We start from the raw sequence: 26,298 nt of genomic DNA, 5'->3' as shown, positions 1-26,298 counted from the left end.
TAACGAACAACGTATTAGGTTAGGGAGGTGACAACATGGAAAACAATCACAAAGATACTGCTGAATTTGAGGAAATGAATGATACTGTGCAAGAGGAAGCTGCTCAGGCTGAACATCTTGAAAATTCAAACGCGCAGGGGGATGAAGATCAAGCGGCTGAATCATCTGAACCTGTTGTGGAAGACAGCAGAATTGCTCAGCTGGAAGCCAGTCTGTCTGAAACTGAGAACCGGCTGCTTCGTGTGCAGGCCGATTTTGAAAATTTCAAGCGCCGCACACGGGAAGACCAGGCGGCTCAGTTAAAATATAAATCTCAAAGTCTGATTACACAGCTGTTGCCTGCTCTTGATAACTTCGAAAGAGCCATGGATGTTAAGGTGGAAGATGCTCAAGCCTCTTCTGTTCTGCAAGGAGTGGAAATGGTGTATCGCCAGCTTCTTGAGGCGATGAAGAGCGAAGGACTGGAAGTTATTGAATCCGAGGGCGCAGCCTTTGACCCGAATCTTCACCAGGCGGTCATGCAAGTTCAGGATGAAGAGTATGAGTCTAACGTAATCGTTGAGACCCTGCAAAAGGGTTACAAATTAAAGGACCGAGTCATTCGGCCGGCAATGGTAAAAGTAAATCAGTAATATTAAGGCACTTAATATTACATATAAAAGTGGAGGGTATGTTACATGAGCAAAATTATTGGAATTGACTTAGGTACAACAAACTCTTGTGTTGCTGTTATGGAAGGAGGAGAAGCGACGGTTATTCCTAATCCGGAAGGCAGCCGTACAACTCCTTCAGTTGTTGCCTTCAAAGATGGAGAGCGTTCAGTTGGGGAAGTGGCAAAACGCCAGGCGGTTACTAACCCGAATACCATTATTTCCATCAAACGCCACATGGGTTCTGACCATAAGGTGGAAGCTGAGGGTAAAGCGTATACACCTCAGGAAATTTCTGCAATCATCCTTCAAAAATTGAAAAGTGATGCAGAGAGCTATCTTGGAGAAAAAGTAGAACGTGCGGTTATTACTGTTCCTGCTTATTTCAATGATGCACAGCGCCAGGCGACCAAAGATGCTGGTCAAATCGCAGGTTTGCAAGTAGAACGTATCATTAACGAGCCGACTGCTGCTGCATTGGCATACGGTCTTGAAGAAGAAAGCGATCAAAAAATCCTCGTATTTGACCTTGGTGGCGGTACTTTCGACGTATCCATCCTTGAAATCGGCGATGGTAACTTTGATGTTCTTGCAACTTCAGGTGACAACAAGCTGGGTGGAGACGACTTTGACCAAGTAATCATTGATTATCTTGTATCTGAGTTCAAAAAAGAAAACGGCATCGACCTTTCTCAAGATAAAATGGCACTTCAGCGCTTGAAAGATGCTGCTGAGAAGGCGAAAAAAGAACTTTCTGGTGTAACTCAAACTCAAATTTCATTACCGTTCATCACTGCCGATGCAACTGGTCCAAAACACTTGGAAGTATCCATGAGCCGTGCGAAATTTGAAGAGCTTTCTTCTGACCTTGTAGAGCGTACAATGGGTCCAACTCGCCAGGCATTGAACGATGCAGGATTCTCACCAAGCGACATTGACAAGGTTATCCTTGTTGGGGGATCTACTCGTATTCCAGCTGTTCAGGAAGCGATCAAAAAGTTCACAGGAAAAGATCCATTTAAAGGAGTTAACCCGGATGAAGTAGTAGCTCTTGGAGCAGCAATCCAGGGTGGAGTAATTACTGGTGACGTTAAAGACGTTGTTCTTGTTGACGTAACTCCTCTATCTCTTGGTATTGAAACGCTTGGCGGTGTATTCACAAAGCTGATTGACCGCAACACTGCAATTCCGACTACAAAATCCCAGGTATTCTCTACAGCTGCTGACAACCAGCCATCTGTTGACATTCATGTGTTGCAGGGTGAGCGCGAAATGGCTGCACATAATAAAACACTGGGCCGTTTCCAATTGTCAGACATTCCTCCAGCTCCACGCGGTGTTCCTCAAATCGAAGTATCCTTCGATATTGATGCGAACGGTATTGTAAACGTGCGTGCGAAAGATCTTGGAACAAACAAGGAGCAGTCCATCACCATCAAATCTTCTTCTGGTCTTTCAGAGGAAGAGATCGAAAAAATGGTGCGTGACGCGGAAGAAAATGCAGAAGCTGACAAGAAGAGACGTGAAGAAATTGACCTTCGCAATGAAGCTGATCAGCTAATCTTTGCAACAGACAAAACGCTTAAGGATCTTGAAGGCAAGGTTGACGAAGCCGAAGTAACCAAAGCAAACGAAGCAAAAGAAGAGCTTAAGACTGCGCTTGAAGGCCAGGATATCGAAGCGGTTAAAACCAAAAAAGACGCGTTGAGCGAAGTTGTTCAACAGCTATCTGTTAAGCTTTATGAACAAGCTGCACAAGCACAGCAGGCAGCTCAAGGTCAGGAGCAGGGCGAGAAGAAAGCCGATGACAACGTGGTAGATGCTGAATACGAAGAAATGAACGACGACGAAAAGAAATAATAACGTGATTTGTTAAGGAAAAAGTCAAAGTCAGGCGATCATCTTGGCTTTGACTTTTTTTCCGTTTTAATGCATTTCACTAGCAGATGTTAAAAACAATTCACATATTTAACGATCTTTGTTGAAAAAAGAAAAGCAACAATGGTAAGATAATTTTTATGTGAAGATTCGGGAGTGGGTTTCTATGAGTAAACGGGATTACTATGAAGTACTCGGTTTGGATAAGAATGCATCCACCGATGAAATAAAAAAAGCCTACCGCAAACTGACCAAGCAGTACCATCCTGATGTGAACAAGGAGCCGGATGCTGCCGAGAAGTTTAAAGAGGTGCGGGAAGCGTATGATACGTTAAAAGATCCTCAAAAAAAAGCTCAGTACGACCAATTTGGCCATACGGATCCTAATCAGGGATTTGGGGGTTTTGGAGGCGCAGGAGCTGACTTTGGCGGCTTCGGAGACATATTTGATATGTTTTTCGGCGGCGGGGGAAGAAGAAACCCGAATGCCCCGAGACAGGGATCAGATTTGCAGTACAATATGAACCTCAAGTTTGAAGAAGCGGTTTTCGGTAAAGAAACCGAAATTGAGCTTCCTAAAGAGGAAACATGTGAAACATGTCACGGATCGGGTGCAAAGCCTGGCACGAAACCGGAAACATGCTCACATTGTAAAGGTTCTGGCCAGCTGAACGTCGAGCAAAATACACCGTTTGGACGCATCGTCAACAAACGAGTATGTCAGTACTGCAGCGGAACGGGCAAGATCATCAAAGAAAAATGCGGTACATGCCACGGTAAAGGGAAAATAACCACCACAAAGAAAATCAATGTGAAAATCCCTGCAGGCGTAGATAACGGCCAGCAAATCCGTCTTTCAGGGCATGGAGAACCAGGCGTAAACGGGGGTCCTCCAGGAGACCTTTATGTTGTTTTCAGAGTTCTTCCTCACGAATTTTTCGAGAGAGACGGAGACGACATTTTTTGTGAAATGCCAATTACTTTTGCTCAGGCTGCATTGGGAGATGAAATTGAAGTTCCTACATTGCACGGGCGAATCAAATTGAAAATACCGGCTGGAACACAGACCGGAACTCATTTCCGTCTGCGCGGAAAAGGAGTACAAAATGTCAGGGGGCGCGGCCAGGGAGACCAGCACATTCAGGTAAAAGTGCTGACACCAACCAAGCTTTCCGACAAACAAAAGCAATTGCTCAGGGATTTTGCCGAAATCGGCGGAGATGTGCCGGATGAGCATGAAGAATCCTTTTTTGACAAAGTAAAAAGAGCCTTCAAGGGCGAGTAATGGATCATAGGAATGGAGTTGATAGAATTGAAATGGTCAGAAATTAGCATTCATACTACCCAGGAAGCGGTTGAACCAATCTCAAACATTCTACACGAAGCAGGTGCCAGCGGCGTGGTGATAGAAGATCCGGAAGACTTAATTAAAGAGAGAACATCCGTTTTTGGGGAAATCTATCAACTCGATCCTAATGATTATCCTGAAGAAGGCGTACTGATTAAGGCATATTTGCCGGTAACAAGCTTTCTTGGTGAAACAGTAGATGAAATCAAGGAAGCCATTAATAATTTAATGACCTATGATATCGATCTCGGCCATAACCATGTAACCATTAGTGAGGTAAATGAAGAAGAGTGGGCAACCGCCTGGAAGAAATACTACAAACCGGTCAAAATTTCAGAAAAAATAACCATTACACCGACTTGGGAAGATTATCAGCCTGTGAGCTCTGATGAGGTTATCATTGAACTGGATCCGGGGATGGCCTTCGGCACCGGGACTCATCCAACAACGGTCATGTGCCTGCAAGCCATTGAGAAATACCTGAAGCCAGGGGATGAAGTCATTGATGTAGGAACCGGCTCCGGTGTTTTAAGTATCGCTGCGGCCCACCTGGGAGCGAAGCGTGTTCAGGCATTTGATTTGGACGATGTAGCAGTTTCAAGCGCCAATATTAATGTGAAACTGAATAAAGCAGCAGAAAAAATTACTGTAAAGCAGAATAACTTGTTAAACGATATTGACGGTCCTGCCGATCTTATTGTCGGCAATCTGCTTGCTGATATTATCCTGCGTTTTGTTCCAGATGCCGCAAGGGTGCTTAAACAAAATGGCCTGTTTATTACTTCGGGCATCATTCAGGGAAAAAAGAACGAAGTAAAAGAAGAGCTGAAACAAAACGGCTTTACCATTGTAGAGGTGCTGGAGATGGAAGACTGGGTAGCGATCATTGCGCGCAATCTTTCGCACTCGAAAGAGGTCTAACATGCAAAGGTATTTTGTTTCAGGAAACGATATGAGCAAGACCACCGTGACAATCACGGGTGATGATGCAAATCATATTGCAAAAGTAATGAGAATGGAAAACGGCGACCATATTATTTGTTCCGATAGTCAGGGCCGGACTGTGCTTTGTGAAATCACGGCAGTGGACCGTGATTCTGTCCAAGCCTCTGTGATCGAAGAGATACAGGAACAAAAGGAATCCCCTATACAGGTCATCATTGCCCAGGGAATTCCTAAAGGAGATAAGCTGGAAACGATTGTACAAAAAGGGACTGAACTTGGAGCAAAGGGATTTTTGCCTTTTTCTTCATCGCGGTGTATTGTAAAATGGGATGAAAAAAAAGGTCAGAAAAAAATCCTGCGGCTTGCAAAAATTGCAAAAGAGGCGGCTGAGCAGTCACACCGCAGCGTGATTCCTGACGTGTTTACGCCTGTTTCCTTTACAACTCTTCTGAAACAAGCAGCTGGTTTTGATTATAAAATTGTGGCGTATGAAGAAGAAGCGAAAGAGGGAGAGACGAAGCGGCTGGCTGAAGTCCTGAATTCCATGTCTCCCGGTTCGACACTTCTTTGTGCCATCGGACCGGAAGGCGGATTTAGCAGGCATGAAGTGTCTGAATTAAAGGAAGCCGGTTTTGTTTCCTGTGGATTTGGCCCCCGAATATTGCGTACAGAAACAGCCAGTTCTTATCTCCTAAGCGCTGTTTCCTATCATTTTGAATTAATGAGGTGATTGAAATGCCATCAGTGGCTTTTCATACATTAGGCTGTAAAGTAAACCATTACGAAACAGAAGCGATTTGGCAGCTGTTTCAAAGTGAGGGTTATGAACGTAAAGAGTTCGAGCAAACAGCTGACGTTTATGTAATTAATACATGTACTGTAACCAATACAGGCGATAAAAAAAGCCGTCAGGTGATCCGCCGGGCGATCCGTAAAAACCCGGATGCGGTCATTTGTGTGACGGGGTGCTACGCCCAGACCTCTCCTGCTGAAATCATGGCGATCCCGGGTGTAGACATTGTAGTGGGAACTCAGGATCGAGGGAAGATGCTAGGGTTTATTGAGCAATTTAAAGAAGAACGGCTTCCCATCAATGGAGTCGGCAACATCATGAAGGCTCGAGTTTATGAAGAACTTGATGTTCCTTCGTTTACGGACCGTACACGTGCATCCCTGAAAATTCAGGAAGGTTGCAACAACTTCTGTACATTTTGTATCATTCCCTGGGCACGCGGGCTATTGCGCTCACGGGATTCAAAAGAAGTCATCCATCAGGCACAGCAGCTTGTTAATGCCGGGTATAAAGAGATCGTGCTTACTGGCATTCACACTGCGGGATATGGTGAAGATTTAAAAGATTACAACTTTGCCATGCTTCTTGCAGAATTGGATGAGAAAGTGGAAGGATTAAAACGGCTTCGCATCTCTTCTATTGAAGCGAGCCAGATTACGGACGAAGTGATTGAGGTCATGAACCGATCTGATAAGGTCGTTCCACATCTTCATATCCCCCTTCAGTCCGGTTCCAACACGGTTCTTCAAAGAATGCGCAGAAAGTATACCATGGAACTTTTTGCAGAGCGTATTTCCAAGTTGAAAAAAGCTCTTCCTGGTTTGGCAATTACTTCAGATGTCATTGTTGGATTTCCTGGGGAAACGGAAGAAGAATTTATGGAGACCTATAATTTCATCCGTGACCACAAATTTTCCGAGCTTCATGTCTTCCCATACTCCAAGCGCACAGGCACACCTGCTGCACGGATGGAGGATCAAGTTCCTGAAGAGGTGAAAAACGAACGTGTTCACCGCTTGATCGAGCTTTCAGACCAACTGGCGAAGGAATATGCTTCAAATTATGAAGATGAAGTCGTAGAGGTTATTCCTGAAGAAGAATATAAGGAAGAAAAGGGTACAGGCCTTTATGTCGGATATACACCGAACTATCTTAAAGTCAGGTTCCCTGCAACTGAAGAGATGATTGGTAAACAAGTCCTTGTGAAAATTTCGAAAGCGGGTTACCCGTATAATGACGGTCAGTTTGTAAAAGTAATTGATAATCACCTTTCCAAGGAAATTGCAAACTTCTGATTCCACTGAAAGTCCGGTTAGCCGGGCTTTCTTTTTTTATGATAACCGGAGTTTTGTATTTTAATGTCGGGTTTTGGTAAAATACAGAGGTGGAATAGAAGTGAGGAAAGGATGATAAAAATGGCTGCAACAGATCTTGCTAAACTCATTGACCATACCGCTTTAAAACCGGAAACAACCAAAGAGGATATTTTAAAATTGTGTGCCGAGGCAAAAGAATTCAATTTCTTTTCAGTTTGTGTTAATCCCGTTTGGGTGTATACCGCGTACGAGCAACTAAAAGGGACAGACGTGGCTGTATGTACAGTCATTGGTTTTCCGCTTGGCGCAAGTACTCCTGAAGTGAAGGCGTTTGAAACAAAAAATGCCATTGAAAACGGGGCAACTGAAGTGGACATGGTAATCAATATCGGTGCTTTAAAAGGGAAAGAGTACGAACTGGTTGAACGGGATGTCCGTGCGGTTGTTGAAGCTGCAAAAGGGCGCGCACTGACAAAGGCCATTATTGAAACATCCCTGCTTACAGATGAAGAAAAAGTGATGGCCTGTGAAATCGCAGTTAAATCCGGCATTCAATTTGTGAAAACCTCTACCGGATTTTCCACAGGAGGAGCCACAGTTGAAGATATCCGCCTTATGCGAAAGACGGTCGGCCCGAATATTGGCGTAAAAGCTTCAGGTGGTGTACGCGACAGGGAGACCACACTTGCTATGGTGGAAGCTGGGGCAACCCGGATTGGGGCAAGTGCAGGAATTGCGATTGTTAAAGGCGAAAGCTCTGAATCGGATTATTAAAACAAAGCGGATTTTTGTTGACCATTATCAATTGATATATTATAATGGCAAAAGATATGTGACGCATTTCTATCACTAATTGTGACTGAAATGGTCTGGAGGGAGGGAAAGAAAATGGCAGAAACTCGTGTTCGTAAGAACGAATCCATTGATGATGCTCTTCGTCGTTTTAAAAGATCCGTTTCCAAAGATGGAACTTTGGCAGAAGTGAAAAAGCGCAAGCATTATGAAAAGCCAAGCGTTAAACGTAAGAAGAAGGCTGAGGCAGCAAGAAAGCGTAAGTTCTAAGAGAGGTGTAAGTTTATGAGTCTTCTTGATCGATTAAACCAGGATATGAAACAAGCGATGAAGGACAAAAACAAGCAAAAGCTTTCTGTGATTCGCATGGTGAAGGCATCCCTTCAAAACGAATCAATCAAGCTCGGGCACGACCTGAATGAAGAAGAAGAGCTCACTGTTCTTGCACGTGAAATGAAACAAAGAAAAGACTCCCTCCAAGAATTTGAAAAAGCTGGACGCAATGATTTGGCAGATCCTTTGAAAGAAGAAATTGCCATCATTACGGATTATATGCCACAACAGTTATCAGAGGATGAAGTGAAAGAGATTGTCCTGGCAGCCATCGAGAAAGTTGGCGCTTCATCAAAAGCGGATATGGGCAAGGTGATGGGTGTGGTGATGCCTCAAGTAAAAGGCAAAGCTGATGGTTCTCTTGTCAACAAGCTCGTCCAACAAAATTTATCTTAAATCGAACAGACGCCTTGAGGCTTAGCCTCACAGGCGTCTTTTTGCGTTGATTTTCCATTCATGGTTGGTCTTTCGTAAATGCATACAGTACAATGTAAAGGGGACTTTCCAGATATTGAAACTTTTTTGGTTGATCAGTCGTATGAATATATGAGGATTTAAAAGGGGGGGGAACGTTGAGAATAATCCGGTTGATATTCTTCCTTGGTCTATTGATGATTCCGCTGCTGACGGCCATCAAACCGGCTGCCGGTGAAGGGGATGGAAAGACGGTATATATAATTCCGGTACAGCAGGAAATTGAAAGAGGTCTTGAAGCTTTCCTTGAGAGAAGTTTGAACGAGGCCGAAAAAGCAGGTGCAGATCACATTATTTTTGAAATCAACACGCCGGGAGGAAGAGTGGATTCAGCCAATAAGATTGCGCAGCAGATCAGAAATACGAAAATACCCACTACTGCTTACATAATTAAAGATGCCTTTTCTGCCGGAGCGTATATTGCATTGAATGCAAATGAAATCGTTATGAAACCGTCAACAACGATGGGCTCGGCTGCCGTCATTAATGCTCAGGGCAATACGGCTGGGAAAAAAGCAGAATCCGCCTGGGTTGCTGAAATGGAAGCGGCAGCAGAACTCAACAACCGCGATCCCAAGTATGCAAGAGCCATGGCAGATGAAGAAATAGAAATCAAGGATTTGGGGCTTAAAAAAGGGAAATTGTTAACCCTGACGGCCAATCAGGCGCTTAAGGTGGGTTATGCCGAAAAAATAGTGAATGACCGGCAGGAACTTCTTTCTTATCTGAAGCTGGATGACGCAAAAGTTATGGAAGCAAATTTAAGCCTGGCCGAAAAAGTGGCTCGTGTGGTCACAAGTCCGATTGCAGTAGCCATCCTTTTTTCTGTTGGGTTTTTGGGGCTTGCCATTGAACTTTTCACACCTGGTTTTGGTATTGCAGGCACCATCGGTCTTTTGTCATTGGGTCTTTATTTCTTTGGTCATATGATTGCAGGACTTGCCGGGTGGGAATCCGTTGCGCTTTTTGTGCTGGGTCTTGTGTTTTTGTTCCTGGAAATTTTTGTTCCGGGAGGCATTATAGGAGTGCTGGGGGTGGTTGCAGTGATTGCAAGTTTGGTTATGGCTGCAGGATCGGTAACGACTGTAGCCATTTCGATAGGAATTGCTTTTGTTGTTACTGTGGTAGGATCTTTCTTTTTTCTTAAATATTTTGGCTATCGGGGACCGCTGAGAAAACTGATCCTGTTTGACAGCACGAGCACGGAAAAGGGATACATTTCAAATGATCAGAGAGCGGATCTTACGGGGAGGATTGCTGAAGCCATCACACCTCTTAGGCCGTCTGGTACAGCAGATCTCGATGGGGAATATCTGGATGTTGTAACAGAAGGCAGCTTTATTCAAAAGGGGAAAAAGTTAAAGATTGTTAAAGTACAGGGGTCAAGGATCGTAGTTAGAGAAGTAAAAGAAGATTTATCAGAAAAAGGAGGAGATTAAATGTTTTCAGGTTCCATCGCCACGCTTGTTTTAATTGGTGTTATTATTATCGTGCTTGCGGTTCTATTCACGTTTGTGCCGGTTGCTCTTTGGATTTCAGCACTTGCAGCAGGAGTAAGGGTGGGTATTTTTACATTGATCGGCATGCGCTTAAGACGTGTTATCCCCTCAAGGGTCATTAATCCGTTGATCAAGGCCCAAAAAGCTGGGTTAAACCTTACGACCAACCAGCTCGAAAGCCATTATTTAGCGGGGGGAAATGTAGACCGTGTTGTAAACGCTCTGATTGCCGCACACAGAGCCAATATTGAATTGAGCTTCGAACGGTCTGCTGCTATTGATTTAGCTGGGAGAGACGTCCTTGAAGCCGTACAGATGAGTGTTAATCCCAAAGTTATTGAAACGCCTTTTATTGCCGGTGTGGCACTGGATGGCATTGAAGTAAAAGCAAAGGCGAGAATAACCGTTAGAGCGAATATTGAACGCCTGGTAGGGGGCGCCGGAGAAGAAACGGTCATCGCCCGTGTAGGGGAAGGAATTGTTTCCACGATCGGTTCGAGCGAAAATCACAAGAAAGTCCTTGAAAACCCGGATACCATATCCCAAACAGTGTTGTCCAAAGGGCTGGATTCCGGAACTGCGTTTGAAATCCTGTCTATCGATATTGCAGATATCGATATCGGCAAGAATATTGGGGCAGCTCTGCAGACCGACCAGGCGATGGCTGATAAAAACATTGCTCAGGCGAAAGCGGAAGAACGAAGAGCAATGGCAGTTGCCAATGAACAGGAAATGCTCGCCAAAGTTCAGGAAATGCGTGCGAAAGTAGTGGAAGCAGAGGCTGAGGTTCCACTTGCGATGGCCGAGGCACTTCGTTCAGGAAATATGGGTGTCCTTGATTACGCTAATTTGACCAACGTGATTGCGGATACAAATATGAGAGAATCGATTGGAAAACAAGCGAATCCTTCATTGGGTGAGGATGATTTGCCTGGTACTAAAGGGAAGAAATAATGGATATCCTTATCAATCATCTTTTCGATGCCATCGGTGATTTGCTTCCATTTATCATTTTTGTGGTGGTTGGACTGTATGGATTGATTAAAAGAAGTCTGACGCAGCAAAGTGATCCTCAGCAAAAACGGCGGGTCCAAAGGAGAACAGCTGACCCTTCGGATGTTGCAACTGCCAAGAAAGCCAAAGTACAAGAAACCACAAAGAACGAAAGGTCAAAAGCATCATCTGCTTCTACGATGCACGAAAGGTATCAAAACATTCAGGGAAAACCGCGGGCTTCTTCTGCGTCTGTTATGTCACCTAACAACAGGTACAAAGACCGCAGTGAAGAAATTGTTTCTTTTGCTGTCAAGAAGGAGAACATTGTGGAAGGAATCATTTGGTCGGAGATTCTTGGCAAGCCAAGAGCTCATCAGCCGTTTCACAGAAAAAAATGAAGAAGAACCATGTGTCAAAGGGACTGCATCTTATGCGGTCCTTTTTTAAATTTATGGTGATAGTTTATCCCATCCTTTCATAAAAATGAGATGAGAGGGGTGTTGCTGATGGCAAAGTGGAGACAGCAAGTAACAAAATGGTTAGTGGAAAAACTTGATCTCCCAGCGGATGCCATGATGGATTTGCCCCGCATTACAATGATTGGCCAGTTACATATCTATATAGAGAATCACAGAGGAGTTATGGCTTTTTCGAGGGAAGAACTAAAGCTTCGATTAAAACAGGGACACCTTGTGATCAAAGGTCAGGATTTTGTAATCAAAACCATTCTTCCCGAAGAAATATTGCTTGAAGGCACCATTGAAGGGGTCTATTATGACAAATCCACATAAAAACCAGTACGGGAGGCCGCTATGAAAAAGGACTGGCTGGAGCCGATAAACAGTTATGTTAAAATTGAATTGAGAGGCGATGATCTGGAAAGTTTCATTAATGAATGCCTGGCTCAGGGGATCGCAATCTGGAACATCGAACGGACAGGGGAGGGATCAGTGTCCGCCTGCCTTTATACGAAAAATATGAACGAAGTACGGCCGCTTATGAAGCAAACAAGGTGTAAGTTTCGCGTGATCGAGAAGAACGGTCTGCCGTTTTGGGCAGCCAGGATGTGGAAAAGGAACGGCCTCTTGCTTGGTCTTGCAGGTTTTTTTGTTGTTTTATTTCTTCTATCCAATATGGTTTGGAATATTAATGTGACAGGAGCAAATCCTAAAACAGAATACCAGCTTCTCAAAGCGGCAAAAGATATGGGGATTAAAAAAGGCAAGTTTATCTTCCTTCTCCCCAATGTCAGACAGCTACAGCAGCGGCTGACCAACGCCATGGACAATGTCACCTGGATCGGAGTCAGTCTGAACGGGACAACCTATAACTTTCAGGTTGTAGAAAAGGAGATTCCCAAACGAAAAGAAACGTCATCACCAAAGCATCTGGTGGCCAAAAAGGATGCGGTGATTTATGATATGTTCGTTGAAAAAGGACAACCCGTGGTTTCCCCGCATCAGTTTGTGTATAAAGGCAGTCTCCTCGTATCCGGGTATATCGGAAAGGAAGGGAAAACCAAGCTTGTTCCGGCCAAGGGAATTGTCTGGGGGGAAACATGGTATACAACAAGTGTGACGGTTCCGCTAAAAACGAATTTTCAAACCTTTACTGGAAACATGGTAACACAGCATAAAATCAACCTGTTTGGTCTTAATATTCCAATTTGGGGATGGAATGACGGGGAATATAAAACACAAGTGGTCAGCAAAAATGAAACTCCTCTGAAGTTTTGGAAATGGTCACTGCCGGTTTCCTATATTAAGAAGGAAATCAGGGAAACGGATGGCGTGAAACGGGTGTATACAAGATCCCAAGCCATCCAGGCAGGGAAAGCAATGGCCAAGAAAGAAGTAAGGAAACTGCTGTCACATGACGCAAAAATTAAGGGAGAAAAAGTTTTGCGCCAGTCCGTTTCAAATGGTAAAGTAAATTTATCGATGCACTACCAGGTAATTGAAAATATTGCATCTGAACAACCTATACTTATCCAACAAGGAGACTGAGTAGTTTGTCAGAAACCACTAAATTACAGCGATTACAACTAGAAGATCAGGGAGAGGCCCTGGCGCTTTTCGGACCGAACGATGCTTTTCTGAATATTATCGAAGATAAGCTTTCAGTTACCATTGTCACAAGAGGTGAAGACATATCGGTTACCGGAGCGGATGATGCCGTTCAAAAGGTGGAAGATGTGCTGATTGTGCTTCTGGGATTGATCCGAAAAGGAATTCATATTTCCGAACGAGACATTGTTTATGCTGTTCAGCTGGCAGAACGGGAAATGCTCGATGAAATCACTGAATTGTATCAGCAGGAGATTACAACCAACGTAAAAGGCAAACCAATCAGAGTAAAAACACTTGGTCAGCGTCATTATGTAACAGCGATGAAAAAAGGGGACCTGGTCTTTGGGATTGGCCCTGCCGGTACAGGAAAAACCTACTTGGCTGTGGTCATGGCAGTAGCTGCCTTGAAAGAAGGGAAAATCAAAAAGATTGTTTTGACAAGGCCGGCAGTTGAAGCTGGTGAAAGCCTTGGCTTTCTTCCCGGCGACCTGAAAGAAAAGGTCGACCCCTATTTGCGTCCGCTGTATGATGCTCTTCACGATTTGTTGGGAATGGAACATACAGAACGTCTGATTGAAAGAGGTACCATCGAAATTGCGCCGCTCGCCTATATGAGGGGAAGAACGCTCGATGAATGCTTTGTCATTCTTGATGAAGCTCAAAATACCTCTCCCGAACAGATGAAAATGTTTCTGACACGCCTTGGTTTTGGCTCAAGAATGGTCATTACCGGCGATTTAACACAAATTGACCTCCCAAGAGGGAAAGAATCAGGGTTAAAAGTGGCAGAACGCACCTTGAACGGTGTTCCGGGCGTACAGTTTATTTTCTTAAAACAGCTTGATGTGGTAAGACACCCGTTAGTTCAGCGCATCATTTCGGCCTACGAAAAGAACGAGGGAGGCAAGTAGAAGAAGCAGCAGGTTTTTTAAAAAGAAAACCTGAGGCTTCTTCTTTTTTGCAGAGAAAAAACACTTGCAATTCAGCTATACCTTCTCTGTCCAGTTTTTGTTAATATGTAGATACAAAGCAGTGACAGGCGGGGGCTGAATGTGATGAGCAATAATGTGATAAAACGGTTAAAGTTTAAAAGGAAGAACTCACCTAAAAGTTGGTCAATCCTGCTCTTTGGATTCTTGGCAGTGATTATTTATTCGACTTTATTAAGCAATGTCACACCTGATACGGTGGATGCTGAGCCGTATTCCATCTCTCCTCGGGACATCCAATCACCGATTACCATTGAAATGAAGGAAGAAACGCTAAAAAAGCAAAAGGATGCCGCGGATAAGGTGGAAAATCTCTATTCTTATGATGAAGACAGTCCGCTCAAACAAGCTGAAAAATCAAATGAAATCTTTAAGGCCATTGAAAAGATTAACGAAGCGGAAAAAAAGGACAAGGACAAAGAATCACTTACACTTGATCAGAAAATCGATCAAATCAAGGGCATGGTTGGCAACAATCAAATTTCTCCCGAAGCTTATACCGCTCTGTTTAATGCATCTCCTTCCGAATTGCGTTCAGCAAGAGATTTGGCCAGTTCGGTTATCAACGACACGCTGAAAAATAAAATCAGAGTGGACCAACTCGAATTTTTTCGCGACCGGGCGGAAGATAATATTCAGCAAAATTCCAACTTTTCTTCTTCGTTAAAAAGTGCAGTAATCGAACTGACGAGAAGCAATATTGTTTCCAATTATCTGCTTGATGTGGATAAAACGAAACTTGCCAAGCAAAAAGCCATTGATGAAGCAGAGCCTGTGGAGATTAAAGAAGGGGAAATCATCGTAAGAGAGGGCGATGTCATAACGCCTGAAAAATTTAAACAGTTAAAGCTCGTCGGCCTGCTGGATAAAGAAGTTGCGGTGTATCCTTATGTTGGATTGCTCCTTTTTGTTCTTATCCTCGTTATAGGCTTGTATTATTTAATAAGGGATTCTTTTGCTGCCAAAGAGAGCAGCAAAAGGAAGCAGATTCTCCTATATATCATCCTGATGGCTTTTTCCCTCCTGGTAATGAAACTGACAAGCTTTATTGACAAAATGGAGATTACAGGTATCTTTTTTATCGTTCCTATTGCAGCGGGAGCCATGATGATCAAAATGCTTCTGGACGAATTTACAGCCATACTTTCAAGTGTTTTATTTGCGCTGTGCGCCACATTGATGTTTAATGAAGGATCTACTGGTACATTTAACTTTCCGTTAGGAATCTATGTACTGCTGGGTTGTATTGCAGGTGTTATTTATCTGGGCAAGCGCCATTTGAAATCACGGATACTGAAAGCGGGGCTACTCGTTTCGTTTATTAATGTTGTATCAATCCTGATCATTCTCCTGCTCCAAAACGGAAAATATTCACCCGTACAAATCGGACTGGAGATTGGTTTTGGTTTTATTTCGGGATTTTTGGCATCTGTGCTTGCGTTGGGACTGATGCCTGTATTTGAATCATGGTTCGGTGTGTTATCCACAACCCGGCTGATTGAACTCTCAAATCCGAATCACCCCCTTCTGCGCAAGCTTTTGCTTGAAGCGCCGGGGACGTATCATCATTCCGTAATGGTTGCCAACCTGGCCGAAGCAGGATGTGAATCTATCGGTGCGAACGGGTTGCTTGCAAGGGTGGGCTCATATTATCACGATCTGGGAAAAACAAAAAGGCCTCACTTTTTTATTGAAAATCAGATGAATATGGAAAACCCGCATGATAAATTAACTCCACAGCTGAGCAAGACCATCATTATTGCGCATCCGTATGATGGATCGGAGTTGTTGAAAGAATATAACTTGCCGGCAGAAATTATAGATATTGCCGAACAGCACCATGGAACTACGCTGCTTCAATACTTTTACCATAAGGCAACGGAACAGAGCGAAAAAGATATTCCGGAATCGGATTTCAGGTACCCGGGGCCAAAAGCGCAATCAAAGGAATCTGCTGTTGTGGGGATTGCAGACAGTGTCGAAGCAGCGGTGCGTTCGTTATCTAAGCCAACACCGGTTAAAATAGACTCCATTATTCGCAAAATCATCACAGACCGGCTGGAGGATGGCCAGTTTGACGAATGCGAACTGACCTTTAAACAATTGGATACCGTCGCCAAAACGCTAAGCCAGACATTGAACGGTATCTTCCATTCGAGGATTGAATATCCCGAGCAGCAAATTAAAAAGAAGGTGGATTTATAAATGAGCTTACACATTGATTTTACTGACGAAACTGATCAGGTATCGTCGAAACAGGTAGAGGAATTGACGAATCTTCTCAATCATGCTGCTGCCATGGAGGAGCTGCCTGATAAAACCGAGCTGTCATTAACGTTCGTATCCGATGAGAGGATACACGAAATCAATAGACAATACCGGGACAAGGACCGGCCAACCGATGTGATATCATTCGCCATGGAAGAAATGGGCGAGGGGGAGATTGAAATTAGAGGAGCCGAACTGCCAAGGATTCTTGGAGACATCATTATCTCCGTGGATACTGCAAAGCAGCAGGCAGACGAATACGGGCACTCCTTGATGAGGGAGATGGGTTTCCTTGCGGTACATGGTTTTCTTCACCTTTTAGGCTACGATCATCTAAACGAGCAGGATGAAAAACACATGTTTGGCAGGCAGGATGAAATCCTGAATGCCTATGGCCTGACGAGATAACAGGAGATGGCTGCCCGCCGGTTTTTTCGAAGTTTCAAATTTGCATGGTCCGGCATAAAGACCGCTTTTGCCGGGGAGCAAAATATTAAAATTCACTTATTGATCAGCCTGGTTGTTTTGATTGCTGCGTATGTGCTCGACTTTTCTGAAGTGCGATTTGCGATTCTTTTCATTGTCATTGGAGTAGTCATTTCGTTAGAGATCGTCAATACAGCTCTTGAACGGGTCGTAGATCTTGTTACGGAGGAATTCCACCCTTTGGCCAAGCAGGCCAAGGACATGGCAGCGGGTGCCGTTTTGGTTTTTTCGCTGATTGCTGTTATAATCGGATTACTGCTATTTGTAAAACCTGCCTTGCACTATCTTTTTTAAACGCCAAAACGTAAACTTAAAATAGATGAAGCATTGAATCAATCAGTAGGATAAGGGATGAATGTTGAAAGGTGGAACGAATATGGAAAAAGACAAACTGATCAGGGAAGCGGTTACAGCCAGAGAACGGGCGTACGTTCCCTATTCCAAATTCCAGGTGGGGGCAGCCCTTCTGACCAAAGACGGAAAGGTCCATCATGGCTGCAATATCGAAAATGCCGCCTACAGTGTGACAAACTGTGCGGAGCGTACTGCACTTTTTAAGGCGGTCTCAGAGGGCGATAAAGAATTTTCTGCACTGGCTGTTGTGGCAGACACAAAACGTCCGGTTCCACCATGCGGAGCCTGCAGACAGGTTATTTCGGAATTATGCCCATCTGACATGAAAGTGTATTTAACCAATTTACAAGGAGACATTTTGGAAACGACTGTGGAAGAACTGCTTCCTGGAGCGTTTTCACCGGGGGATTTAAATGAATAAAACAGGTTATAAATCAGGCTTTGTATCCATCATTGGACGGCCAAATGTAGGAAAATCAACGTTATTGAACCATATCATCGGCCAAAAAATTGCCATCATGAGTGATAAGCCGCAAACAACAAGAAACAAAATCCAGGGAGTTTATACAACCGACAAAGCACAGGTTATTTTTATAGACACTCCGGGTATTCATAAACCAAAACATCGGTTGGGTGATTTTATGACAAAGATTGCCCAGCAGACATTAAGAGAAGTGGATTTGATCCTTTTTGTCATTAATGCGGAAGAAGGCTATGGACGGGGTGATCAATTTATTATTGATAAACTTCAGGGGATCAACCAGCCGATTTTCTTGGTGATCAACAAAATTGACACCATTCATCCCGACGAACTTCTGCCGCTTATTGAATTTTACCGCAATAAAGTCGAGGTCCAGGAAGTGATTCCTATTTCCGCGCTTCAGGGAAATAATGTAAACACCTTGATGAATCAGATTACAGAATACCTTGAGGAAGGACCGCAGTATTATCCTGAGGACCAGGTTACCGATCATCCGGAACGCTTTATTGTCGGAGAACTGATCCGGGAAAAAGTGCTTCATCTGACCCGTGAGGAAATTCCTCACTCCATTGCGGTAGTGATTGAACAGATGCAGCGACGTGAAGATCGTGATGTCGTCTTTGTCAATGCAACTATTATTGTTGAACGAAAGTCGCAAAAAGGTATTGTTATTGGAAAACAGGGTTCCATGCTCAAGGAAGTGGGAAAGCGGGCACGCACTGATATTGAAAACTTGCTGGGAACCAAAGTCTTTCTAGAGCTGTTTGTAAAGGTTCAGGCAGACTGGAGAAATAAAACGAGCAATCTGAAAGAATTTGGATTTAACGAAGACGAGTATTAAGCTTCCATATTTTCCTTCACATTTAATTTTTGTTTTAAGGCAACCCTAAGGATAAGAGAGAGTTTTAAAAAACAACGTGAAAGGTGGAGCATTCCCATGAAAGAATTTACCTGGAAGGTATTTTGCGAAACGGGCAGTATCGATACCTATTTGTTGTTTAAAGAACTTGAAGTAGACATGTCAGCGAGAACGGTACATGAGGAGGACCCTCAAGCACCAATTGACTCTCCCATCCAATAAGGAGCCTTCATTAAAAGAACCTGGTGGTGGTAAACTTGCTGCAAAAGGTTGAAGGAATTGTCATCAGAAAAGTGGATTATGGTGAAACAAATGTCATTCTGACTCTTTTTACACGGGAAAAAGGTAAAATCGGTGTTATGGCAAGAGGGGCGAAGAAACCTAAGAGTCGCCTCTCTTCTGTTGCGCAGCTTTTTACATACGGTCATTTTGTATATCAACAGGGCAGAGGCCTTGGTGCCCTTAATCAGGGAGAAATTATTGATTCATTTCGGGGAATAAAAGAAGATTTGTTTAAAACCGCCTATTGTGCGTATATGATTGAATTTTTGGATAAAGTGACTGAGGAGCAGAATCCTCAGCCTTATTTATTTGAGCACCTGTGGCAATCCCTTCACCAACTAGACGAAGGAGCAGATCCTGAAGTTATTACCTTTATTTTTGAGATGAAAATGCTGCAGCAGGCCGGAATCGGCCCACAGGTGGATCACTGCGCCAATTGCGGCCGAACGGAAGGACAGTTTTCCTTTTCGATTCGGGAGGGTGGCCTGCTTTGTGAGAGATGCAGCCATTTGGATCCGAACAGAATTCCTTTGTTACAGCCGGCAGCAAGGCTTCTCCGGCTTTTTTATCATTTTGACCTGAATCGTCTTGGGAATATATCGTTAAAAAAACAAACAAAAGATCAGATCCGTTTTGTCCTGACTACATATATTGATGAAAATTCAGGCATGGTTTTTAAATCAAAGAAATTTCTCAACCAATTGAATAAATTTGAATAACCCTGTATTATGGTTTCGTTTGCTCCCTTGATTAGTATATAATGTTTAATTAAGAGTATAACACATTTAAAAGTTTGCTAAGGTGGTGCGAACAATCGAACTCAATAAAAGGCAAGAAACAATAGTGCAGATCGTAAAAGATCATGGGCCAATAACCGGGGAACACATAGCAGACCGTCTGAGCCTGACGAGGGCCACGCTGCGGCCGGACCTTGCCATACTGACAATGGCTGGCTATTTGGATGCCAGGCCGCGAGTAGGCTATTTTTATACGGGAAAAACGGGATCGCAGCTATTGACCGAGAAGATCAAAAAAATACAGGTCCACGAATTTTCATCTATTCCAGTCGTAGTCTCAGAATCATCGACGGTTTATGAAGCGATCTGTACCATGTTTCTCGAAGACGTAGGAACACTGTTTATCGTAAATAAACAGTCTCATCTTGTTGGTGTGGTCTCAAGAAAAGATCTGCTGAGGGCAAGTATGGGCAAACAGGAACTAAATGCCATTCCCATCAATATTATTATGACCAGAATGCCGAATATCACGTTTTGTTTCAAGGAAGACCATTTGCTCGATGTGGCACAAATCATGATTGACAAGCAAATTGACGGACTTCCGGTCGTAAAGCAATCCTCGGCCGGCGAAGGCTATGAAGTAGTGGGCAGGATTACAAAAACGAACGTCACCAAGGCCTTTGTTGAATTGGCCAGGGATGAAATGATCCTTTGATCTTAACTATCAGGAGGTAAGGATGACTGACAAAATAGATCGACCAATGATTTACATTGTATCCGATTCTGTGGGGGAAACGGCAGAGCTTGTGGTTAAAGCCGCGGCCAGCCAGTTTAATACCGCTACTATTGAATTGAAACGAGTACCATATGTGGAGGACCAGGGCACCATTAAGGAAGTCGTTGCCCTGGCAAAAGAGCACAAAGCGCTGATCGCGTTCACACTCGTTATACCTGAAATGAAAGAGTTCTTGCTTCAACAGGCGTTGGCATCAGGGGTAGTTGCTGTGGACATTATCGGTCCAATGATGAGCCAGATGCAGCAGTTGCTTCAACAGGTTCCACGTTATGAGCCTGGAATTGTTCATCAACTGGATGATGATTATTTCAGAAAAGTAGAAGCGATCGAATTTGCCGTCAAATACGATGATGGAAGAGATCCACGCGGAATTTTGAAGGCAGATATTGTTCTGGTGGGAGTTTCAAGAACCTCGAAAACTCCGTTGTCCCAGTACCTGGCACATAAGCGGTTAAAGGTGGCCAATGTCCCGCTGGTACCCGAAGTTGAACCGCCAGAGGAGCTTTTTAAGGTTTCTGCCAAAAAGTGTTTCGGTTTAAGTATTACGCCTGAAAAGCTGAATAATATCCGGCGTGAACGCCTGATGGCTCTCGGGCTAAATTCAGAGGCGAACTATGCGAATATGGACCGCATTCGCCAGGAGCTTGATTATTTCAATAAAACGATAGACCGGATCGGCTGCAGAGTGATTGATGTTTCAAACAAAGCCGTCGAAGAATCGGCAAATTTAATCTACAATATTTACACAGGGAAAAATTACAGATAAAGTCTGTCTGGCGTACGAAATCAAATGGATTTTGTGCGCTTTTTCCTGGTAATTACTTTCTCTGGCATTATGATTAATTTTTAGTTATAATATAAAATTGTGATTAAAAGTTAGCGATGCAACCAAGAATAGGACTGGAATGTTCTTTCGAAAGGGCATGTTTGCGGAATTCTATGAAACAACATTCTTCTACAGCAATAAAACAAAAAGAGGTTTTCTTCGACAATATGGTTTTAACAGAAGGAATCCTATGAAGGATGTAGAATTGTAATTTATGCTAAATTCCAAAGTAAAAGTATGGGTTGATGGGGATGCATGTCCGGCTCCGGTAAAAATGGCAATTATCGAACATTGTCGTGAAATTGGAGTACCGGTATTTTTTGTTATTTCTTATGCCCATTACACGGATCCTGCGCCTGGTGTGGAATGGGTACTAGTTGATTCCAACCGGGAAGAAGTAGATTTATATGTTATGAATCATTCAGTGAAGGGAGATATTGCCGTTACACAGGACTTTGGCTTGGCGAGCATTCTCGTTCCAAAAGGTGTTGTGACCTTTCATCCCCGAGGTTTTATTTACCGGGAGGAAGAAATGGAAAAAATACTTTTTGAAAGATACATTTCCGGGAAACAGAGAAGAGCAGGGAAGCGGACAAAGGGCCCATCCAAGTTCCGTGAAAGTGATCTGGAAAGGTTCTCTGAACAATTTCAAAAATTATTGTCGAATATTGAAGGACTTCATTAATTTATAACGAATAATTATTACCTGTCTGAATTTTTCTGAGACAGGAAAGTAAATAAAGCGGTGTTTAAACATGGCAGAACGAATTCCGGACGAACTGATTGAAAAGGTTCGAACGTCTCAAGATATTGTTGAGCTTGTCAGTGAATACGTAAACTTAAAGAAACAAGGGCGCAACTATTTTGGGTTATGTCCTTTTCATGGTGAGAAATCTCCTTCTTTTTCCGTTGCACCGGACAAACAGATTTATCACTGTTTTGGTTGTGGGGCGGGCGGAAATGCTTTTTCTTTTCTAATGAACATTGAAGGGTTTTCTTTTCTGGAAGCCGTCAAGCATATTGCACAGCGAACCGGAATAGATTTACCTCAGCTGGAACGCCAGCAGGGGAATTCCAAGGCTTCCGATAACCGTGCGGTGATGACAGATGCCCACGAGCTATTGGCGAAATTGTATCACCATTACCTGCTCAACACTGAGCAAGGGCTTAAGGCGCTGGAGTATTTAAAAAACCGGGGGTTTACGGATGAAGTTATCTCACGCTTTCAGATCGGTTTTGCTCCTGACTCATGGGATGCGGCGACAAATTTCTTAAAGAGAAGAAAATTCTCGCTCGGTCTCTGTGAAAAAGCGGGCTTGCTCGGTACACGTGATTTTGACGGGAAGTTTTTTGACCGTTTCCGAAACCGGATTATGTTTCCGATTTGGGACAGAAACGGCAAGGTCATTGCGTTTGGCGGAAGGATACTCGGCAGCGGTGAACCCAAGTATTTAAACAGTCCTGAAACCATGCTGTTTAATAAAGGGAACAACCTGTATGCCATGCATCTCTCCCGGCCGCAAATGAGGAAGAAAGAGCAGGCGGTCCTGTTTGAAGGCTATGTTGATACAATTGCGGCATGGCGGGCTGGCGTTGAGAACGGGGTGGCCACACTCGGCACTTCCCTGACCGAGGAGCAGGCTAAATTGCTGAAACGGAATGTTCCTTCCGTTGTCATTTGCTATGATTCGGACAATGCGGGTGTTGAAGCGGCCTTCAGGGCTTCTTCCATTCTTCAAAAAGCAGGTGTCAATGTCAGAATTGCACAAATGCCTGATGGACTTGATCCCGATGACTACATCCAAAAATTTGGCACTGAGAAGTTTAATAGGGATGTAATAGGGGCAAGTTTAACCGTAATGGCATTCAAAATTCAATACTTCAGAAGAGGGAAAAATCTTAACGATGAAGGAGAACGCATGCTCTACATCGAAGAGATTATTAAGGAAATCAGCAGGCTGTCCAATGCTGTCGAAAAAGACCATTATTTACGGCAGCTTTCCGATGAATTCAACCTTTCTCTGGAGGCACTTAAACAGCAGCAGTTTCTTACAGCAAAGCAGCAGAAGCGAAAAAAGGATAATGTGGAACCAAACAGGAATAATAATCCTAGGTATAAAACATATTTTAACAAACCGCTTTTGCCTGCCTATCATAATGCTGAACGGATTCTTCTTGCACATATGCTGAAAAACACCGATGTGGCCATTAGGGTTCAGGAGTCAGTAGGAGCGTCATTTAACATTGAAGAACACAATGCAGTTGCAGCTTATTTATATGCCTTCTACGAAGAAGGAAATTTGCCCAATGTTGGTTTATTCCTGCAGCGCATTGAAGATGAAAGGTTAAACAAGATTGCATCCGAACTGGCCATGCTGACTGTCAATGAACATCTTTCCGACAGGGAAATGAGTGATTATATAAGGCAGATCACCAACTATCCGAAATGGTTGGAGATACAGAGTAAAGAGAAACAAAAAAAGGAAGCGGAACGCGGGCAGGATTTTGCCAGGGCGGCCCAAATAGCAATGGAAATACTTCAGATGCAAAAAGAGTTAAAAGGTTCATAATTTTTTTGGTGAAGTGTGGAAGGAGGGGATCGAATGGCTGAAAAACCAAACCGTCAGGAGACGGAAGGCGAATTAACCATCGATCAAGTAAAAGAGCAACTAATTGAAGCAGGTAAAAAGAACGGGGTGTTGACGTATACCGTCATCACAAATAAACTGGCTCCTTTTGATCAGGATTCCGAACAAATGGATGAGTTCTACAACTTCCTTGAAGAACAAGGAGTAGAGGTTGCTGATGAAGCAGATGGTGATGAGGAAGAGCCGAAATTTGAAGCCGGTAAAGAAGAAGAGGAATTTGACCTCAACGACTTGAGTGTTCCTCCAGGTGTTAAAATTAATGACCCCGTCAGGATGTACCTGAAAGAGATCGGCCGTGTGGACCTTCTTTCCGCTGAAGAAGAGATTTCCCTTGCCAAGCGAATTGAAGAAGGAGATGAGGAAGCAAAACGCCGTCTGGCCGAAGCCAACCTCAGGCTCGTTGTCAGTATTGCCAAACGGTACGTTGGCCGCGGTATGCTCTTTCTCGACCTGATTCAAGAAGGTAACATGGGATTGATCAAAGCCGTTGAAAAATTCGATTACCGTAAAGGATATAAGTTCAGTACTTATGCCACATGGTGGATCAGGCAGGCAATTACCCGTGCGATAGCGGACCAGGCAAGAACCATCCGTATTCCTGTCCACATGGTTGAAACCATCAATAAACTGATCCGTGTCCAGCGGCAGCTTCTTCAGGATTTGGGCCGTGAACCAACTCCAGAAGAGATAGGAGCAGAAATGGAGCTTACCCCTGACAAGGTGCGTGAAATCCTGAAAATCGCTCAAGAACCTGTATCTCTGGAAACACCGATCGGGGAAGAGGATGATTCCCACCTTGGTGATTTTATTGAAGACCAGGATGCTCTTGCTCCTTCAGAGGCAGCTGCTTATGAGCTTTTAAAAGAACAGCTGGAAGATGTTCTTGATACCCTTACCGACAGGGAAGAGAACGTGCTCCGCTTACGATTTGGTCTTGATGACGGGCGTACAAGAACGCTCGAGGAAGTCGGCAAGGTGTTTGGCGTAACACGTGAACGGATTCGCCAAATCGAAGCAAAAGCTCTTCGTAAACTTCGCCACCCAAGCCGAAGCAAAAGACTCAAGGACTTTTTGGAATAGAATAGGGTACAATCAAGTCTGCCTTAGGGCAGGCTTTTTTGTTGATGAAATTTCCAAGGTTACCATTTATTAATATGTATTTTACTGATTCTGTGAACGGAATGCAAATGCCTTCGAGATCAATCGACTTCCAATAAAAGGTAAAAAGGAAGGAAATTAAAAATGTTAATGTTGTAAAAATTCTGCCTTTATATCTATAATAAACTTGAAAGCGATTACACACAATGGTGAAATTACACAAAAGGTGGGTCTGCCATGAATTATGCATTAACAGATGAACAGGCAATGATTCAAAAAATGATGAAGGAATTTGCGGATGAAGAGGTGGCGCCGGGTGCCGAACAACGCGACAAAGAAAAAAGGTTTCCTCTGGAAATTTTTCAAAAGCTTGCGAAGCTTGGAATCATGGGTCTTCCATTTCCGGAAGAATACGGAGGGGGAGGAGCAGATACCATATCGTTTGCTATCGCCGTAGAAGAGCTCAGCAGAGCCTGTGGTTCTGCAGGCATTACCTATTCTGCACATGTATCCCTGGGAGGCGCTCCTCTTTATTTGTTTGGAACGGAAGAACAGAAACACAAATACCTTGTGCCCATCTGTACAGGTGAATCGATGGGTGCTTTTGGACTAACCGAACCGAACGCTGGCTCAGATGCTGGAGGCACACAGACAACAGCGACCGAGCAGGATGGTCAATGGGTCATCAATGGAAGCAAGTGCTATATCACAAACGCGAGTTATGCTAAGCACCTCGCGCTCACGGCGGTTACAGGAAAGAGTGACGGAAAGAAAGAAATCAGCGCTATTATCGTTCCAACGGATGTGGAAGGTTTTAAGGTTATTGATAACTATGAAAAAATGGGGCTTCATTCTTCCAATACAACTGAATTGATACTCGACGGTGTCAAAGTGCCGGAGGAAAATCTGCTTGGAAAACGTGGGGATGGCTTTAAGCAATTCTTGATAACCCTGGACGGGGGAAGGATCGGCATCGGAGCGATGGCTGTAGGCATTGCCCAGGCAGCCTACGACAAAGCTCTTGCGTACTCCAAGGAAAGGAAGCAATTCGGTTCCTCTCTTTCCAAATTTCAAGCGATTCAGTTCAAACTTGCGGATATGGCCATGAAGATTGAATTGGCACGAAACATGGTCTATAAGGCAGGATGGCTGAAAGACCAGGGTAAGAAGTTTTCAAAAGAAGCGGCGATGGCGAAACTCTATGCTTCCGAAATCTGCATGCAAATCTGCTCCGAGGCCGTACAGATCCATGGCGGCTACGGCTATATGAGAGACTATCACGTAGAACGATATTTCAGGGATGCCAAGCTAACAGAAATCGGTGAGGGCACATCGGAGATCCAACGTATGGTTATCGCAAGAGAAATTGGCTGTTAAATCC

General features: G+C 43.8%; 27 protein-coding genes and 1 pseudogene. All 28 read left to right on the top strand.

Annotated features, from left to right (window positions below):
• Window positions 1–35 precede the first annotated feature (35 nt).
• The 28 genes and pseudogenes from grpE (at window position 36) to BLT53_RS09565 (ending at window position 26,294) form a co-directional block, all read left to right on the top strand.
• A complete protein-coding gene (gene grpE / locus BLT53_RS09700; protein ID WP_090234431.1) occupies window positions 36–632 on the top strand; it encodes a nucleotide exchange factor GrpE in 597 nt (198 codons plus the stop codon).
• 45 nt (window positions 633–677) lie between these two features.
• Complete coding sequence (gene dnaK, locus BLT53_RS09695) at window positions 678–2,510, top strand: molecular chaperone DnaK (RefSeq protein WP_090234430.1); 1,833 nt, start codon at window positions 678–680, stop codon at window positions 2,508–2,510.
• Window positions 2,511–2,694: 184 nt separating this feature from the next.
• On the top strand, window positions 2,695–3,813 hold the full coding sequence (dnaJ, locus tag BLT53_RS09690; RefSeq protein WP_090234428.1) for a molecular chaperone DnaJ: 1,119 nt from the start codon (window positions 2,695–2,697) through the stop codon (window positions 3,811–3,813).
• Between the two features lie 27 nt (window positions 3,814–3,840).
• Window positions 3,841–4,797 (top strand): 50S ribosomal protein L11 methyltransferase, encoded by a 957-nt coding sequence (prmA, locus tag BLT53_RS09685; protein WP_170834295.1) that lies wholly within the window; start codon window positions 3,841–3,843, stop codon window positions 4,795–4,797.
• A gap of 1 nt (window position 4,798) precedes the next feature.
• Window positions 4,799–5,551: a 16S rRNA (uracil(1498)-N(3))-methyltransferase gene (locus BLT53_RS09680; RefSeq protein WP_090234427.1), complete on the top strand. Its 753-nt coding sequence runs from the start codon at window positions 4,799–4,801 to the stop codon at window positions 5,549–5,551.
• Window positions 5,552–5,556: 5 nt separating this feature from the next.
• The gene (gene mtaB, locus BLT53_RS09675; RefSeq protein WP_090234426.1) at window positions 5,557–6,909 is read left to right on the top strand and encodes a tRNA (N(6)-L-threonylcarbamoyladenosine(37)-C(2))-methylthiotransferase MtaB; all 1,353 of its coding nucleotides are present in this window, start codon (window positions 5,557–5,559) and stop codon (window positions 6,907–6,909) included.
• 120 nt (window positions 6,910–7,029) lie between these two features.
• The gene (gene deoC, locus BLT53_RS09670) at window positions 7,030–7,704 is read left to right on the top strand and encodes a deoxyribose-phosphate aldolase (RefSeq protein ID WP_090234424.1); all 675 of its coding nucleotides are present in this window, start codon (window positions 7,030–7,032) and stop codon (window positions 7,702–7,704) included.
• Between the two features lie 114 nt (window positions 7,705–7,818).
• On the top strand, window positions 7,819–7,992 hold the full coding sequence (rpsU, locus tag BLT53_RS09665; protein ID WP_007202240.1) for a 30S ribosomal protein S21: 174 nt from the start codon (window positions 7,819–7,821) through the stop codon (window positions 7,990–7,992).
• Between the two features lie 15 nt (window positions 7,993–8,007).
• Window positions 8,008–8,451, top strand: a complete 444-nt coding sequence (locus BLT53_RS09660) for a GatB/YqeY domain-containing protein (RefSeq protein WP_090234422.1) — start codon at window positions 8,008–8,010, stop codon at window positions 8,449–8,451.
• Window positions 8,452–8,627: 176 nt separating this feature from the next.
• Window positions 8,628–9,968 (top strand): NfeD family protein, encoded by a 1,341-nt coding sequence (locus BLT53_RS09655; protein ID WP_090234420.1) that lies wholly within the window; start codon window positions 8,628–8,630, stop codon window positions 9,966–9,968.
• Window positions 9,969–10,982: a flotillin-like protein FloA gene (floA, locus tag BLT53_RS09650; RefSeq protein ID WP_090234419.1), complete on the top strand. Its 1,014-nt coding sequence runs from the start codon at window positions 9,969–9,971 to the stop codon at window positions 10,980–10,982.
• Window positions 10,982–11,422 carry a hypothetical protein gene (locus BLT53_RS09645; protein WP_090234417.1) on the top strand — a complete coding sequence of 147 codons (441 nt, stop codon included), beginning with the start codon at window positions 10,982–10,984 and terminating at the stop codon, window positions 11,420–11,422. The genes floA and BLT53_RS09645 overlap by 1 nt, the downstream gene beginning before the upstream one ends.
• A 105-nt stretch (window positions 11,423–11,527) precedes the next feature.
• Window positions 11,528–11,815, top strand: coding sequence for a sporulation protein YqfC (gene yqfC, locus BLT53_RS09640; protein WP_061971698.1), 288 nt, complete (start codon window positions 11,528–11,530; stop codon window positions 11,813–11,815).
• Between the two features lie 21 nt (window positions 11,816–11,836).
• Window positions 11,837–13,030 (top strand): sporulation protein YqfD, encoded by a 1,194-nt coding sequence (gene yqfD / locus BLT53_RS09635; RefSeq protein WP_090234415.1) that lies wholly within the window; start codon window positions 11,837–11,839, stop codon window positions 13,028–13,030.
• A gap of 5 nt (window positions 13,031–13,035) precedes the next feature.
• Window positions 13,036–14,004, top strand: coding sequence for a PhoH family protein (locus tag BLT53_RS09630; RefSeq protein ID WP_090234413.1), 969 nt, complete (start codon window positions 13,036–13,038; stop codon window positions 14,002–14,004).
• A gap of 144 nt (window positions 14,005–14,148) precedes the next feature.
• Complete coding sequence (locus BLT53_RS09625; RefSeq protein WP_090234411.1) at window positions 14,149–16,287, top strand: HD family phosphohydrolase; 2,139 nt, start codon at window positions 14,149–14,151, stop codon at window positions 16,285–16,287.
• Window positions 16,288–16,758 carry an rRNA maturation RNase YbeY gene (gene ybeY, locus BLT53_RS09620; protein WP_090234409.1) on the top strand — a complete coding sequence of 157 codons (471 nt, stop codon included), beginning with the start codon at window positions 16,288–16,290 and terminating at the stop codon, window positions 16,756–16,758.
• 6 nt (window positions 16,759–16,764) lie between these two features.
• Window positions 16,765–17,130 carry a diacylglycerol kinase family protein gene (locus BLT53_RS09615; RefSeq protein ID WP_090234407.1) on the top strand — a complete coding sequence of 122 codons (366 nt, stop codon included), beginning with the start codon at window positions 16,765–16,767 and terminating at the stop codon, window positions 17,128–17,130.
• 82 nt (window positions 17,131–17,212) lie between these two features.
• Window positions 17,213–17,611 carry a cytidine deaminase gene (locus BLT53_RS09610; RefSeq protein WP_090234406.1) on the top strand — a complete coding sequence of 133 codons (399 nt, stop codon included), beginning with the start codon at window positions 17,213–17,215 and terminating at the stop codon, window positions 17,609–17,611.
• Window positions 17,604–18,512 carry a GTPase Era gene (era, locus tag BLT53_RS09605; protein WP_090234404.1) on the top strand — a complete coding sequence of 303 codons (909 nt, stop codon included), beginning with the start codon at window positions 17,604–17,606 and terminating at the stop codon, window positions 18,510–18,512. Before BLT53_RS09610 ends, era begins: the two co-directional genes overlap by 8 nt.
• A 96-nt stretch (window positions 18,513–18,608) precedes the next feature.
• Window positions 18,609–18,752 carry a YqzL family protein gene (locus BLT53_RS09600; RefSeq protein WP_090234403.1) on the top strand — a complete coding sequence of 48 codons (144 nt, stop codon included), beginning with the start codon at window positions 18,609–18,611 and terminating at the stop codon, window positions 18,750–18,752.
• A gap of 35 nt (window positions 18,753–18,787) precedes the next feature.
• Window positions 18,788–19,531 carry a DNA repair protein RecO gene (recO, locus tag BLT53_RS09595; protein ID WP_090234401.1) on the top strand — a complete coding sequence of 248 codons (744 nt, stop codon included), beginning with the start codon at window positions 18,788–18,790 and terminating at the stop codon, window positions 19,529–19,531.
• 82 nt (window positions 19,532–19,613) lie between these two features.
• Entirely contained in the window at window positions 19,614–20,264 is a 651-nt protein-coding gene (gene ccpN / locus BLT53_RS09590; protein WP_090234399.1) for a transcriptional regulator CcpN, read from the top strand.
• Between the two features lie 22 nt (window positions 20,265–20,286).
• A complete protein-coding gene (locus tag BLT53_RS09585) occupies window positions 20,287–21,111 on the top strand; it encodes a pyruvate, water dikinase regulatory protein (protein WP_425284666.1) in 825 nt (274 codons plus the stop codon).
• Window positions 21,112–21,385: 274 nt separating this feature from the next.
• Window positions 21,386–21,856: a YaiI/YqxD family protein gene (locus tag BLT53_RS09580; RefSeq protein ID WP_244520387.1), complete on the top strand. Its 471-nt coding sequence runs from the start codon at window positions 21,386–21,388 to the stop codon at window positions 21,854–21,856.
• A gap of 70 nt (window positions 21,857–21,926) precedes the next feature.
• Window positions 21,927–23,186: pseudogene (dnaG, locus tag BLT53_RS09575) on the top strand (DNA primase); the annotation flags it as partial.
• Window positions 23,187–23,774: 588 nt separating this feature from the next.
• On the top strand, window positions 23,775–24,899 hold the full coding sequence (rpoD, locus tag BLT53_RS09570) for an RNA polymerase sigma factor RpoD (RefSeq protein ID WP_090234396.1): 1,125 nt from the start codon (window positions 23,775–23,777) through the stop codon (window positions 24,897–24,899).
• 255 nt (window positions 24,900–25,154) lie between these two features.
• Complete coding sequence (locus tag BLT53_RS09565; protein ID WP_090234395.1) at window positions 25,155–26,294, top strand: acyl-CoA dehydrogenase; 1,140 nt, start codon at window positions 25,155–25,157, stop codon at window positions 26,292–26,294.
• The last annotated feature ends 4 nt before the right edge of the window (window positions 26,295–26,298 follow it).

It is taken from the genome of Fictibacillus solisalsi (assembly GCF_900103485.1).
GTDB lineage: Bacteria > Bacillota > Bacilli > Bacillales > Fictibacillaceae > Fictibacillus_C > Fictibacillus_C solisalsi.
This window is presented reverse-complemented; position numbering and strand designations above follow the sequence as displayed.